This is a genomic window from Streptomyces sp. YIM 130001, assembly GCF_003574445.1.
In the GTDB taxonomy this organism is placed as follows: domain Bacteria; phylum Actinomycetota; class Actinomycetes; order Streptomycetales; family Streptomycetaceae; genus Streptomyces.
Window position 1 is genome coordinate 165,498 of record NZ_KZ984554.1, and the last position, 12,258, is coordinate 177,755.

The 12,258-nt window shown below is 67.4% G+C and carries 15 protein-coding genes; 6 read left to right on the forward strand and 9 right to left on the reverse strand.

The features are described 5' to 3' along the window. The 5 genes from DSC45_RS14465 to DSC45_RS14490 all read right to left on the reverse strand — a co-directional run. A partial coding sequence (locus tag DSC45_RS14465; protein WP_119290854.1) for a mobile element transfer protein occupies positions 1-150 on the reverse strand: 150 nt, incomplete at its 3' end. Between the two features lie 21 nt (positions 151-171). Continuing rightward, positions 172-810: a DUF2637 domain-containing protein gene (locus DSC45_RS14470; protein ID WP_119291237.1), complete on the reverse strand. Its 639-nt coding sequence runs from the start codon at positions 808-810 to the stop codon at positions 172-174. Positions 811-1,069: 259 nt separating this feature from the next. Continuing rightward, complete coding sequence (locus tag DSC45_RS14480; RefSeq protein ID WP_119290858.1) at positions 1,070-1,258, reverse strand: hypothetical protein; 189 nt, start codon at positions 1,256-1,258, stop codon at positions 1,070-1,072. 87 nt (positions 1,259-1,345) lie between these two features. Continuing rightward, a complete protein-coding gene (locus DSC45_RS14485) occupies positions 1,346-2,701 on the reverse strand; it encodes an FtsK/SpoIIIE domain-containing protein (RefSeq protein ID WP_119291239.1) in 1,356 nt (451 codons plus the stop codon). Between the two features lie 2 nt (positions 2,702-2,703). Continuing rightward, positions 2,704-3,063, reverse strand: coding sequence for an SCO3933 family regulatory protein (locus tag DSC45_RS14490; protein ID WP_119290860.1), 360 nt, complete (start codon positions 3,061-3,063; stop codon positions 2,704-2,706). A 167-nt stretch (positions 3,064-3,230) separates the two neighbouring features. Here DSC45_RS14490 and DSC45_RS14495 point away from each other — a divergent pair, with 167 nt between their 5' ends. Then, entirely contained in the window at positions 3,231-3,962 is a 732-nt protein-coding gene (locus tag DSC45_RS14495; protein ID WP_119290862.1) for an XRE family transcriptional regulator, read from the forward strand. Between the two features lie 34 nt (positions 3,963-3,996). Beyond that, positions 3,997-4,467: an NUDIX hydrolase gene (locus DSC45_RS14500; RefSeq protein WP_119290863.1), complete on the forward strand. Its 471-nt coding sequence runs from the start codon at positions 3,997-3,999 to the stop codon at positions 4,465-4,467. Here the strand turns inward: DSC45_RS14500 and DSC45_RS14505 are convergent, their stop codons facing one another. Both DSC45_RS14505 and DSC45_RS14510 read right to left on the reverse strand, forming a co-directional pair. Beyond that, the gene (locus DSC45_RS14505; protein WP_119290865.1) at positions 4,468-5,019 is read right to left on the reverse strand and encodes an HD domain-containing protein; all 552 of its coding nucleotides are present in this window, start codon (positions 5,017-5,019) and stop codon (positions 4,468-4,470) included. Between the two features lie 404 nt (positions 5,020-5,423). Continuing rightward, complete coding sequence (locus DSC45_RS14510; protein WP_240434635.1) at positions 5,424-6,113, reverse strand: response regulator; 690 nt, start codon at positions 6,111-6,113, stop codon at positions 5,424-5,426. 806 nt (positions 6,114-6,919) lie between these two features. On the opposite strand from DSC45_RS14510, the gene DSC45_RS14515 reads away from it, so the two are divergent. Next, positions 6,920-7,312 carry a hypothetical protein gene (locus DSC45_RS14515; protein ID WP_119290866.1) on the forward strand — a complete coding sequence of 131 codons (393 nt, stop codon included), beginning with the start codon at positions 6,920-6,922 and terminating at the stop codon, positions 7,310-7,312. Positions 7,313-7,731: 419 nt separating this feature from the next. Here the strand turns inward: DSC45_RS14515 and DSC45_RS14520 are convergent, their stop codons facing one another. After that, the gene (locus DSC45_RS14520; RefSeq protein ID WP_162929223.1) at positions 7,732-8,301 is read right to left on the reverse strand and encodes a hypothetical protein; all 570 of its coding nucleotides are present in this window, start codon (positions 8,299-8,301) and stop codon (positions 7,732-7,734) included. Between the two features lie 126 nt (positions 8,302-8,427). Between DSC45_RS14520 and DSC45_RS14525 the strand changes: the two genes are divergently transcribed. Beyond that, positions 8,428-8,982 (forward strand): SET domain-containing protein, encoded by a 555-nt coding sequence (locus DSC45_RS14525; protein ID WP_346426661.1) that lies wholly within the window; start codon positions 8,428-8,430, stop codon positions 8,980-8,982. Between the two features lie 108 nt (positions 8,983-9,090). Continuing rightward, complete coding sequence (locus tag DSC45_RS14530) at positions 9,091-9,555, forward strand: hypothetical protein (RefSeq protein WP_119290873.1); 465 nt, start codon at positions 9,091-9,093, stop codon at positions 9,553-9,555. A gap of 24 nt (positions 9,556-9,579) precedes the next feature. Here DSC45_RS14530 and DSC45_RS14535 read toward each other — a convergent pair whose 3' ends face one another. Further along, positions 9,580-9,963: a hypothetical protein gene (locus DSC45_RS14535; protein WP_119290875.1), complete on the reverse strand. Its 384-nt coding sequence runs from the start codon at positions 9,961-9,963 to the stop codon at positions 9,580-9,582. Between the two features lie 186 nt (positions 9,964-10,149). Here DSC45_RS14535 and DSC45_RS14540 point away from each other — a divergent pair, with 186 nt between their 5' ends. Further along, the gene (locus tag DSC45_RS14540) at positions 10,150-12,207 is read left to right on the forward strand and encodes an oxidoreductase (RefSeq protein ID WP_119290877.1); all 2,058 of its coding nucleotides are present in this window, start codon (positions 10,150-10,152) and stop codon (positions 12,205-12,207) included. The last annotated feature ends 51 nt before the right edge of the window (positions 12,208-12,258 follow it).

The following is a 12,258-nucleotide window of genomic DNA, read 5'->3' on the forward strand; positions in this document are numbered from 1 at the left end:
GGCCGACGACGAGGAGTAGTCGGCGGACCAGCCACAGCGGTCGGATGTGCAGACGGCGGAGTGTTTGGTGTGGCCGTGGCGGTCGCGACGGATGCCGATCTGGACCGGGCCGATGCGCATCACGGAGTGGAAGTGATCGCGAGCAGGCATAGCGGTATCTCCCTTTGCTGGTCAGGTGAGTTGGGCGGCGATGGCGTCGGCCATCGGGGCAGGGACGCCGAGGCGGGCGCGCAGGGTGTCGGTGTCGATCCGTGTGCCGGTGCGGGTGTGGTGGTCGTCGGCGACCTTGCGGGCGTGCGTCACCAACGCTTCCGGGACCGCGACCGGCGCAGCGGCCGGGGGCAGTTCCGGAGCGGGATCAGGCGCAGGAGCCGATTCCGGCATGACGGCTGGTGCGGGGTCATCCGCAGTGGGCGCCGTCGTTTCGGCCGGCATAACGGGTTCCCGGTCGGGGGTGGTGTGGGCGAGGAGGGTTCCGCCGAGGAAGGCGAGGGCGGGCCATCCTGCGACGCCGAACCGGAGCCAGGCGGGCGGGTGTTGGAGGTCGAGGAATCCGGCGGTCGCGACGTTCGCACCGAGCGAGGCGACCAGGGCGATCACGAACCAGCACCACGCCAGACGGTTCGGACCGCCGTGGCGGAGTCGGCGCCAGGCGACGACGAGGAGCAGGTCAACGCTGATCGGATACGCCCAGGCTTTCCATCCGTTCTGCCCCGCAGCGGCGGCGACTTCCTGGAGGTGGGCGAAGGAGAGGGCACCGGCGATCACGGCCTGAACGAGTACGGCGTCGAGACGGAACCTGCGGACCATGACGGTCACCTCCTTGATCGGGGTGTGGGGGCCGGGACGGGGCGGGGATGCGATGTCCGGCCGCCCGGTCCCGGCGAGTGGGATCACTCGGGGGCGTGGCCGGTGCCGAGGCAGGCCAGGCACATGCCGGTCTGCTCACCGACGACGCGCCGGAGGGGGCCGGTGCGGATGAGGCGGGAAGCCTCTCCGGTGCCCTTGCACGTCGGGCACGGCGTGGGCTGCGGGCGACGGGTCCGGGGCTTCTTCGCGGTGGCCACGGTCACCACCCGCCCAGGTAGTCGGGACCGTCAGCCGGGTCGTTGCCGGTCGGAGGCTCGGGCAGGGATGCGGCCAGGGCCGGGGCGACGGTGATGATGAACGCGTCGTCGCAGTCGTGGCGGTCGCTGTAGAGAGCCAGGTCGGCGAGCAGTGCCACGGTGCGGGCGAAGTCCGCGCAGTCCTCACACATCACGCAGTCCTTTCCAGGGATTCAGGCATGGCAGGGGTAGGGACCCGGCGCGAAACGGTCACGCCAACCGGTGGGAACAGAGGCGACTCAGGCGGCGGCGGGGGTCTTCTCGACCGCCGGGGCAGGCACCGGTGTCAGATGCGGCACCACGGGCCGGAACTCGGCGAGTGCGGGAACGTCAGGGGTGCGGTGCGCGTGCCGGTTGCAGGCGTTCACGGCCTGCCGCAGCGTCGTATGCGGAGCCCGTATACGAGACCAGCCACCCGCCATATCCGCCGCCACAGCCACCCCCGGCGTCTCGGTAGCAATCTGGATCGCAGCCAAGACCGCGTCGGGGGCGATGTCACCGAACGCCATGTTCGCCGACGTTTCATCGTTCACGCGGTGGGCGGTACGGCCGGTGAGCTGGGCCCGCAGCATCGTGATGCCCTTACCGAGTTCGGAGCCGAAGCGCTGACCACAGATCTCCAGATACACCCCCGCAGCCCTGCCGAGCTGAGCCAGCCGGACCAGGCTCGTGATGATCCGGTCCCGGCGCTTCTCCTCATCCCGCGAGGCATACAGGGCAAGTTCGGCGACCTCATCCACGATCACCACCACCGGCACCGGACGGATGTCGTCGGGCAGGTCCCAGATGTCAGCGGCGATCTCCGCATCCGGGATGTCGGCGCTGATCCGCTGGTGCGCCCGGATCAGTTGGTACACGTCCTGCATGTGCCCCACCAACGCCGCCAGCAGATCATGCGCCGTATCCGGATCATCGGCCAGCGCGGTGAAGCGACGGGCCATCGGAGCTTGCTCGACCCCTTGCTTGCAGTCGATCCCGACCAACGCCACCTCGTGTGGGGCGAGTTCGGTGATCAAGTTGCGCTGATACACGGACTTGCCGGACTCCGTGGCACCCAAGGTCAACGCGTGGGGAACACGGCGGTAGTCGCGGTAGTGCACGCCACCGTCTTCCCGCATCGCGACCGGCACACGCACCGCAGACCGTTCCGCCTTCGCGGGCATCTGGACACGCTTCAGCACGTCGTAGCCGGTCATCGCGATCTCCACGACACCCGACCGCAGCTCACGCGACGACACCCCATACATCCCGAACGAATGCCGCAACCGGTCCGTCGAAGCTGACACATCGAAAGCATCCTGACCAGCACGAAGCTTGATCCGCAGCACCAGCCCGGTCCGCGTCGGCCGCAGCCGCAGGATGCGCGGGGATCGCGGGCCAGGCATGCCATGGTTCGCCGCACGAGCCAGGGTCAGCCGCCACCGAGCAGGCGGCACGGTCAGCCCACAGGCATCCATCACCGAGCGGTAGCGAACCAGCGTCCGCAGCCCGGCGAACGTGACCCCGAAGCTCATCCAGTACCAAGCCGGACGCCGCCACCGAAGCACCACCGCGACCACGACCACGAACCCGACGACGATCACTAACCGGCCCATGATCAAGCCGCCTTGGACTTGGCGGCGCTCGCGGACTCCGCCAGCGAGGTGACGGCGACCGCGCGGAACGCGATGCCGTGCCGCTTCTGCCCGTTGAACTCGTTCTCCCAGGGGGCTGCCACAAGCCCTGTCAGCGCGACCGGGGTGCCCATGGTCATCTCGCCGGAGAGACCAGGCTGCGGAACAGTGACCTTCAGAATCTCGACCTCGTCATTGGACGAGAACATGACCTCGACCGTCATCAACGTGACGCCCTCAGCATCCGTCGCGATCTCGCCGGTCCTGCGGTCCTTCACCTTGGGCTGCGGAGCCTTGGCCGCCATCACGGTGGCCGTCGACACGTCTACGGGAATCTGACGCATTGTCTGTTCTCCTGATTCTGCGGGGAGTTGCGCGCCGTTGTTCGGCGGTGAGATCAGGAGACCGCGAGAGGGGGTGGACGTAGTACGGTCCGCAGGGACGTTTAGGGACGTCTTTGGTTGGGGTAAAACGTCCTCAGCCGTCCACGGGTCCAAGAGAGGCACACGCCATGGCCAACGAACGCTTACGCGCAGCGATTTCAGCCCAGGGCAAGACGGTCCAAGCCGTCGCCGAACATGTCGAGGTGGACCCGAAGAGCGTGGAGCGCTGGATAACTCTCGACCGCACTCCGCACCGACGTCATCGGTGGGTGACCGCCACGTTCCTCGGAGTCGACGAGGTCTACCTCTGGCCCACCGTCGAGAAGCAGGTCGAGACCGCTAGCGCTTCCGAACTCGTCACGTACTACCCGCACCGTGGCGCCGTTCCCGCTTCCCTGTGGTCGTCGTTGATCGACCAGGCGACGAACCACGTCGAGATCCTCGTCTACGCCGGGCTGTTCTTGTTCGACGGACACCCCGACCTGCCAGACCAGTTGGCCGACAAGGCACGGGCAGGCGCTCAGGTGCGAATCCTGCTGGGCGACCCCGATTCTGAGATGGTCCGTCAGCGCGGGGTGGAGGAAGGAATCGGCGACGACTTGGCCGCGCGTGCCCGAATCACCCGGCGCTACCTCGAACCAGCCGCCGACGTGCCGGGGGTTGAGGTCCGGCTACACGACACGATCCTCTACAACTCGATCTATCGGTTCGACGACGACATCTTGGTGAACCCGCACGTCCTCGGGGCCCCGGCTGGACAGAACCCGGTCCTGCACTTCCGCTACCTCCCGGGCGCCCGCACCTTCCGTCACTACATGCGGAGCTTCGACTACGCCTGGGAGCGCGGCACGGCGTCGTAGTCGATTCGGCCGGCATACGTGCGACGCTGGAGTCATGGCCCGCGTCGACTACTTCAACGACCCGAACGCCCCCCAGGCGAACAGCATCGTCCCGTCCGTGACAGCCGTCGCCCTCAATCAGGCGGGGGAAGTCCTGCTGATCCACAAGACCGACAACGACCTGTGGGCACTGCCCGGCGGCGGGGTCGACGTCGGCGAAGCCGTCGCGGACGCGGCAGTACGGGAGACGAAGGAAGAGACCGGATTCGACGTCGAGATCACCGGCCTGGTCGGCCTCTACACGAACCCGGGTCACGTGATGGCGTACGACGACGGAGAGGTCCGGCAACAGTTCTCGATCTGCTTCACGGCACGGATCACCGGCGGTGAACTCCGTACGAGCAGCGAGAGCAAGGAAGTCGCGTTCGTGGCGCCCGCCGAGCTGGACGGACTGAACATCCACCCGTCCATGCGCATGCGGATCGATCACGGGTTGGCCAACCGGCCTCAGCCGTACATCGGTTGATCAGGAGTCGAGGCGAGCACGCGTCCGCCCCACGGCGCCACCGAGGTAGGGACGAGCTTTGCTGATCGCGGTGTGCACTTCGCTGCCCTCCTCGTAGCGGTCGAGGATCTCGTCAATCCGACGGTCGAAGTCGAAGGACTGCCCGGCGGGACCAGTCGTCATATCCGCGTAGATCAACGCGTCCAAGAGTGGCGAGTCCTCCCGCTCGTACACCGCCAACTCAACCGAGAGCCCACGCTGTTCTGCCTCGTACGTGGCGCCGGAGTGATGAGCGACCAGGCGCACCAGACGATCCGAGGCGCCCTGCTGGACCAAGTACCGCGCGCCGTCCAACGGATGAAAGCCGGTTTGCCGAAGCTCGGGTGCGTACCCGATGTCATGCAGCCAAGCCGCGGCCACGAGGAGATCCCGTTCGGCCTCAGGCACAGCGGTGACCGCTTCGCGGGCACGGGCCGCAACGGCCTGTGTGTGCAACCAGCGATTACCGAGCGGCGGCAACAGGGACTCAGCCAGTTCGGCCGCTCCCTGGGGCGTATCAACAGCAGAGGGCATACACAGCACGGTAGCCGAGTCGTCCGACGAGTCGACAGCCCAGACCGCCAGGGCAAGCCAGAGCGCGGACAGACTTTCTCTACTTCATCAAGACCCCCGCGCACGGCGCGGGGGGCGCGCCGCCTTGCGGCGCGGCCGGCCTCCATGTCTTCGCCACCGGCAGGCCGCGCCCGTCGACGCGCCAGCGTGCTCGGGGAGAGGGAAGAATAAAGACCCGCGTGGCTGGGACGGTCGGCTCCACGGCTTTAGGCAGCCACTTTGGGGCGAGCCTCGAAGATCATGGCCCCGACGTCGAGCTACAACGGGCAGGTCCACAAGACTGCCCGACGCGCAGCCAGCTTAAGGGGCCATGATCACTCGCCCCAAAGCAGCTCCAGCCCAAACCCGCTCCACCGACCGCGTTGTTACAACGCCCCCATACGGGCCCGTTCCATAAGATCAATGACGTAGTGAACGAGCTCGACGGGTGCCGTAGTGGCGGCAAAGATCCTGCGATCGACGCCTCTCTCTGGGTCGAAGCGGCCTGTATAGATCAGGACCGGAACATCGATCCCGTGGCGCTCAATGATTCGGAGCATCTTGATTCCAGCTTGAGGGTCACCGTCCCGGTTTAGATCGCTCACAATGATGTCGTATGGCCTTCGTCGAAACAGGGGCGTGGCCTGCTCGGTCGACAGAGCGAGATCGATGTGCATTCCGGCGGCGCGAAAGAGTTCGACAAGAGGGGCGTTGCCCTCCGGGAGATCATCGACCCACAGGACTCTTCCCCCTTGCAGTACGTCCGCAGCGTGCTCGAGCCTTCCCAGCGCCGTGCGCCTGGCGGTGGCAGTGACCAACGTTTGGCTTTCGTCCTGGGCTCGGTCGAGCAACTCCCCAGCTAGCTCAACTTCAACGCCCAGTGCTCTCAGGGCAGTTAACCGCGGAACCATGCGTTGGATGAGCGTTCCTCGCAAAGTGAAATACACGATGGCCGCAAACACGACCCAAAGCGTGGCAGGTACGGTCCCTATGATCTTGTTCCAAACGGCATCGGACATCTCGCCATCATCCGAGTTCTGGTCGAACTGTGCGGCCCCTTCATGGAAGAACGGCACCCGAGATGGAGCTGAGGACCGATGGAGTCTGACATCCACAGCTGACATCAACGGCGGTGGATTTCCACGGTCGTTGGGGTACCTCCCCGGAACTCAAGCGGCAGGAAGGGGCGCCCGCAGCAGGCCCCCGAGGGAACTTACAAGGCAGATGTCGGCGGTTCGAAACCGTCCGCGCCCACGAGTGCAAAGACCCCCAGTCGATCTTGGCTGGGGGTCTTTGACATGAGCAGACGGCGTGCACAACACGGTAGTCGAGTCGTTCGTCGGGTCGGCGGCCACGGACGACCAGGGCAAGCCTGAGCGCGGACAGACTTTCCCTACTTCATCAAGACCCCCGCGCACGGCGCGGCCCCGCCTCCATGTCTTCGCCGCCGGCAGGCGTGCTCGTCGACGCGCCAGCGTGCGTGCGGGCGAAGGGGGGAGATGTTGTCGGCGGTCACAAGATGATGCCTCCGGCGGGGGATCGGCCGGCACCGGGGTGGAGAAGAGGCGCCGTCGTCGGCTACCGGCTCGTAGTGGGGTGCGTGGGGAGGTTTCCAACCCGTCCGCCGTCGACTCAGGCGGAGCCGAGCAAATGTGGCCGTTGGCGTCCAGGTCGTTCGTACGGTGGCGCGCTCCACCTGGACGCCATGGACCAGGCCCGCTCCACGGTGTGGGTCGACGGCGGGCGGGATGCAATCTGAGGTAGGTGGTCGGCGAGGCTGGGAGCGCAAGCGCGGATCCGACTCCGGGGCATGGAAGGGTACTCAGCGGCGGGGAGCAGGCCGTGCGCTCCTGCAGCGATCAAGACACTGGAGAGGCTCTGTATGGCAACGCCGCTCTTTGTGCGGTTCCAGAGCACGACGCGTGGCCCAAGAGGCCGCTTTAGCGGCGTATTCGGCCTTGCGAACGGCTTGGCGCGAGCGGGCAAACTCGACGAGGCTCAGCACTGTTTCTGGAGGACCAGTAACGACTGGTACGACGCCAACTTCACCAACCCGGCAGATGTCGACCCCACCGTGTACGACGCACGCATCAACCCTGGCGCCACTGCATGGTTCAAAGCGACAGCGGTTCACCTCATCGAGCGCGTGACCGGCTATCTGGACCTGTTGGAAGCACATGGCGTGGGATGTGAACGAGTTGAGTCGTCGAATCCCGGCAGGATCATCTACGAGGACGAGGAGCAGATTGTTGTCATCCCCTGGCCGGCAGAATGACGCGGCAATTCCCGCCCTCTGCCTTGCGGGCCTCGCTTCACTGGGCTGACGATGCACGTTTCGTGCGGGTGCGTGACTGCACGATGGTGGGTTATGGCGCGGCCGCCTGCCTGATGCACTCCGCCGCGAAGCTTGAGCCACGTCGTTGACATTTACAGCTGACATCAGCGGCGGTGGATGTCGAGGGTCGTCGGGGACCTGTCCGACGCTCAAGCTGTCAGAAAAGGCCCAGGTCATCCGTTACGAAGCCGGAAGCCTGGGCCTTGGGCTTGTGGGGTGGGCTGCGGTGTCGTGCCACTTGCGTGCCTGGTGGGCAGCAGGTGTATGGGGCCGTCGGCCGGTGCTGGGTGTCGGGCGAGGCAACGGGAGTACGCGTCCCGAACTCGCTCCGGTTCGCAGTTGTTTCGCCGGTGGTGTGGCTAGGCCGTGGACTGTTTCCGGGTGGCCAGTACTCGGGATGCTGCGAACTCGAATTCCTTCTGCCTGTGCATCGCGGCGTCCCGGTGCTGGTTCACTTCGGCCTGGTGGGTGTCGGCGGGCTCGCCGAGGTTCAGTGCGTAGAGGTATTGGGTGACGGACAGGGCGTATTGCGTCAACGATCTCTGTGCCTCTGTCGCCGCCAGTGCGATCTCGGTGGGGCCTTCGATGATGACGAGCGCCTGATGGGGCTCCAGTGCCCGATGGAGCCTGTTCGCCTCCTCTTGCTCGGCCGTGATCTGTTCCTGTGACTCCTGCCGCCTCGTTTCCCCGGCGGCGTGGTAGGCGCGGACACTGAAATCGCACTGCCGGGTTGCCTGCATGGCTCTGGTCAGAGCCTCGACCAGGGCTGCGTATGCGATGCGTCGGGAGTCTCGAAGGACGCGCTCGTGCTCGGCATCCACTTGAAATCGGACTTGGGACCGGCTGAGGAGTGCGGTGATGGCGGCTGCACCGCCGGTGCCGACAGCGCCGACCGTGGCACCGAGTACAGCTGAGAGTCCTGCGTCCATGGACCGGAGTCTCACGGATCATCGTGGCTTGCGTCAGGAGTTCGGCGGCTCCCGTGCTCGTATCCGCATGACACGTGACATACGAGACGGGTGACCGGACCGTCGGTGGCGCCGCACGATGGACGTATGGAGCCCACCCCGGACCCGTGTTGCCGGCTGTATCCGCTCGCCGAGGTTCGTCCGTCTCCGCTTGCGGGGGCGGGGCTGTTCGCACGTGCGTCCATCGCTGCCGGAACGGTCGTGGCTCGGTTGGGCGGGCGGGTTGTGTCCGACTGGGAGCTGCACGGTCTGTTCGCCGCAGCTGCGCTCGAGCCGGAACATCCCTACCCGGAACATCCCTACATCGACAGCATCGCCCTGACCGAGACCGCGCATCTCGTCCTTCCGCCGCGCGACCAGCAGTCGATCGGCTACAGCAACCACCACTGTGACCCGACCCTGTGGTGGGAGGGCCCGTTCACGCTGCTCGCCCGTCGCGACATCTCGGCGGACGAGGAGTTGACCAGCGACTACGCCACCAGCACCTGGGACCCGCAGTTCGTCCTGGAATGCGCTTGCGGCCCGTCCGCCGACTGTCGGGGGACCGTCACCGGCAACGACTGGCGGCTGCCGGAGCTGCAGGCGCGGTACGGCGAGCACTGGGTACCGGCGTTGCTCTCGCGTATCGCCTCACCTGCGTAGCCAGTCGTCGAGTGCGGTGGACGCGAGTGACCCGGTGGCGGCCCGGGGTGAAGTCGTATGCCGGGAGGGGCACTTACCGCGGTGGTGAGCCTGTGGTCAGGTGGTGGGATGGAAGCGATCATTGCGAGTGCGGTGGCTGTTGCGGGGACGCTCCTGGGGTCCGCGGTCACCCTCATGGTTCAGCGGCGGATCGCGGAGCAGGCGCATCGCTTTGCGCGGGACGAGCGGCTTCGGCAGGAGCGTCTCGATGCGTACTCCGCCTATGCCGGGGCGTTGGTCGACTACCGCCGCAGCCTGGTGCATCTGTGGTTCTGTCTGCATGGTCAGCCGCCGCCGGAGGACGCGAGCGGGGCGCGGATTCGTACCTTCGAGCTTCGCTCACAGGCGCAGGAGGCGTTGTTCCGGGCGCAGATGCTGACGGATGACGTCGCGTTGGGCGGGGCTGCGGCGGATGTGCTCGATCTGGTCGCCGATCTCTACAAGGTCGAGTCCCGGGCCCTGCTCGACGGGCGCAGGTCGGCCAGTCGGGATGCGATACAGCAGCTCGTCATGGACGCGAAGCGTGTCCTGTGACAGGCGCCCGCGGCGGGTGGCGGGTCAGGCCGCGCTACGGCGTTGTTGGTTGCGGCAGGTGGGGTCGTGGTCGGTGCCGAGGGCGGTCCACCAGCGTTCGCAGCAGGCCGTGTTGAGTTCGGTGACCGTGCGGTCGACGGATGCCGTGTCGGCGGGGTGCAGCCGGCGCGGCAGGGGTGCCTTGGACCGGTCGCCGGGCCGGACGGGTTTCGCGTGGGTGTGCGTGCCGGCAGGCCGTTCCGTCCGTTCCGTCTCGCGTACGGCGGCGTCGATGGGGGCGAGGGAGGCGAGCCCGAAGAGTACGGCGATCGGCCAGGGGCCGTAGAGGACGTACTGGACGGCGACGAACGCGAGGCACGTGGTGGCCGTGCCGTGCAGGGCGATGCGGGCGCGCTGGGTGTGGGTCATGAGGTCTCCGTGTCGTGCGAGCGGCTGGCCGCGCTGTGCACAACGACGCAGACCCCCGAGACGAACGGGGTGAGACAGGGTGATTCCGGAACGCGGTGCGGGTCCTTGTGCAACCAGTTGCACAACACGCCCCGAGTGGTCTACAAACAGACTTGGCACCCCTCAGGACCGCATCAGGAGATTCCGATGACCTCCCACCCGTACCCCCGGCTCATGGCCCCCCTCGACCTGGGGTTCACCACGCTGCCCAACCGGGTCGTGATGGGCTCGATGCACGTAGGTCTGGAGGAGGCGGAGCGCGGCTTCGAGCGGATGGCGGCGTTCTACGCGGAGCGGGCGCGCGGTGGCGTCGGCCTGATCGTGACGGGCGGTATCGCGCCGAACGAGCAGGGCAGGCCCTATCCCGGAGGCGCGATGCTCACCACCTCCGAGGAAGCGGCGCGCCACCGCGTCGTCACCGATGCGGTGCACCGCGAAGGCGGGCGGATCGCGATGCAGATCCTGCACTTCGGGCGGTACGCCTACCACCCCGACCTGGTGGCGCCGAGCGCGCTGCAGGCGCCGATCAGCCCGCACGTGCCCCGCCAACTCACCGACGACGAGATCGAGTCGACGATCCAGGACTTCGTCAGGGCGGCTGCTCTCGCCCAGGAGGCCGGCTACGACGGGGTCGAGATCATGGGCTCCGAGGGCTATCTGATCAACGAGTTCATCGTCTCCGCCACCAACCGCCGCGAGGACCGCTGGGGCGGCTCGTACGAGAACCGGATGCGCTTCCCGGTGGAGATCGTCCGCCGCGTGCGTGAGCGGGTCGGGCCGGACTTCATCCTCGTCTACCGGCTGTCCATGCTCGACCTGGTGCCCGGCGGTTCGACGCTCGACGAGGTGGTGACGCTGGCCCGCGCGATCGAGGCGGCCGGTGCGACGATCATCAATACGGGCGTCGGCTGGCACGAGGCGCGGATCCCGACCATCGCGACCTCCGTCCCACGCGGCGCCTACACCTGGGTCACCCGGAAGCTGATGGGTGCGGTCTCGGTACCGCTGGTGACCACGAATCGCATCAACACCCCCGAACTCGCCGAGCAGGTCCTCGAAGACGGCGCGGCCGATCTGGTGTCGATGGCGCGGCCCTTCCTGGCGGATCCCGAGTTCGTCGCGAAGGCGCGGCAGGGCAGGGCGGATGCCATCAATACCTGTATCGGCTGCAATCAGGCCTGCCTCGACCACACCTTCAGCGGCAAGATCACGTCCTGCCTGGTCAATCCGCGGGCCTGCCACGAGACCGAACTGGTCCTGGTGCCGCTGGCGGACATGCGGCGCCGCAAGCGGGTGGCCGTGGTCGGGGCCGGGCCCGCGGGACTGGCGTTCGCGGTGTCGGCGGCCGAGCGGGGGCATCGGGTGACGCTCTTCGAATCCGCCGGCGAGATCGGCGGGCAGTTGAACGTGGCCCGGCGCGTACCGGGCAAGCAGGAGTTCGACGAGACGGTCCGCTACTTCCGTACGCAACTCGAACTGCACGGCGTGGACGTGCGGTTGAACACACGCGTCACCGCCGAGGATCTCCTCGCGGAGGACGCAAGCCTCGGAGCCTTCGACGAGTACGTGATCGCCGGCGGCGTCACACCGCGGATACCGGAGATCCCCGTCGCGGGTGAGGGCGGCCCGCGGGTGCTCACCTATCTCGACGTGCTGCGTGACGGCGCGGCGGTGGGGGACCGGGTGGCGATCGTGGGTGCCGGCGGGATCGGGTTCGATGTTGCGGAGTTCCTCACGGACGCCGGGGACAAGGCATCGCTCGACCCGGAGGTCTACTTCCGGCACTGGGGCGTCGACATGGCCTACGAGGGACGGGGCGGTCTCGGCACGCCGCAGCGTCCCGCACCGCCGCGCGCCGTCCACCTGCTGCAGCGCAAGGCGAGCAAGGTCGGCGCGGGGCTCGGCAAGACCACGGGCTGGATCCACCGCACCGAACTGCGGCACCGCGGCGTCAGCATGCGCGCGGGAGTCGGATATGACCGGATCGACGCCGAGGGCCTGCACATCACCGTCGACGGGCAGACCGAGGTGCTGGACGTCGACACCGTGGTGCTGTGCGCGGGCCAGGAGCCGGAACGAGGGCTGTACGACGCGCTGTCGGCGTCCGGCCGGACCGTGCACGTCATCGGTGGCGCCGACGTCGCGGCCGAGCTCGACGCGAAGCGGGCCGTACGCCAGGGGACGGAACTGGCGGCAGCGGTCTGAGCCGAGGGCCGCGCGGAGCGGCGCCTGTGGCCGGTGAGCCGAGAGCCCCAC

Excerpts from the sequence above, each read along its gene's own strand:
- DSC45_RS14540 (WP_119290877.1), top strand. The coding sequence starts at position 10,150 with ATGACCTCCCACCCGTACCCCCGGCTCATGGCCCCCCTCGACCTGGGG.
- DSC45_RS14490 (WP_119290860.1), bottom strand. The coding sequence starts at position 3,063 with ATGCGTCAGATTCCCGTAGACGTGTCGACGGCCACCGTGATGGCGGCC.
- DSC45_RS14495 (WP_119290862.1), top strand. The coding sequence starts at position 3,231 with ATGGCCAACGAACGCTTACGCGCAGCGATTTCAGCCCAGGGCAAGACG.
- DSC45_RS14525 (WP_346426661.1), top strand. The coding sequence starts at position 8,428 with ATGGAGCCCACCCCGGACCCGTGTTGCCGGCTGTATCCGCTCGCCGAG.
- DSC45_RS14480 (WP_119290858.1), bottom strand. The coding sequence starts at position 1,258 with ATGTGTGAGGACTGCGCGGACTTCGCCCGCACCGTGGCACTGCTCGCC.
- DSC45_RS14520 (WP_162929223.1), bottom strand. The coding sequence starts at position 8,301 with ATGGACGCAGGACTCTCAGCTGTACTCGGTGCCACGGTCGGCGCTGTC.
- DSC45_RS14530 (WP_119290873.1), top strand. The coding sequence starts at position 9,091 with ATGGAAGCGATCATTGCGAGTGCGGTGGCTGTTGCGGGGACGCTCCTG.
- DSC45_RS14505 (WP_119290865.1), bottom strand. The coding sequence starts at position 5,019 with ATGCCCTCTGCTGTTGATACGCCCCAGGGAGCGGCCGAACTGGCTGAG.
- DSC45_RS14485 (WP_119291239.1), bottom strand. The coding sequence starts at position 2,701 with ATGGGCCGGTTAGTGATCGTCGTCGGGTTCGTGGTCGTGGTCGCGGTG.
- DSC45_RS14515 (WP_119290866.1), top strand. The coding sequence starts at position 6,920 with ATGGCAACGCCGCTCTTTGTGCGGTTCCAGAGCACGACGCGTGGCCCA.
- DSC45_RS14500 (WP_119290863.1), top strand. The coding sequence starts at position 3,997 with ATGGCCCGCGTCGACTACTTCAACGACCCGAACGCCCCCCAGGCGAAC.
- DSC45_RS14470 (WP_119291237.1), bottom strand. The coding sequence starts at position 810 with ATGGTCCGCAGGTTCCGTCTCGACGCCGTACTCGTTCAGGCCGTGATC.
- DSC45_RS14535 (WP_119290875.1), bottom strand. The coding sequence starts at position 9,963 with ATGACCCACACCCAGCGCGCCCGCATCGCCCTGCACGGCACGGCCACC.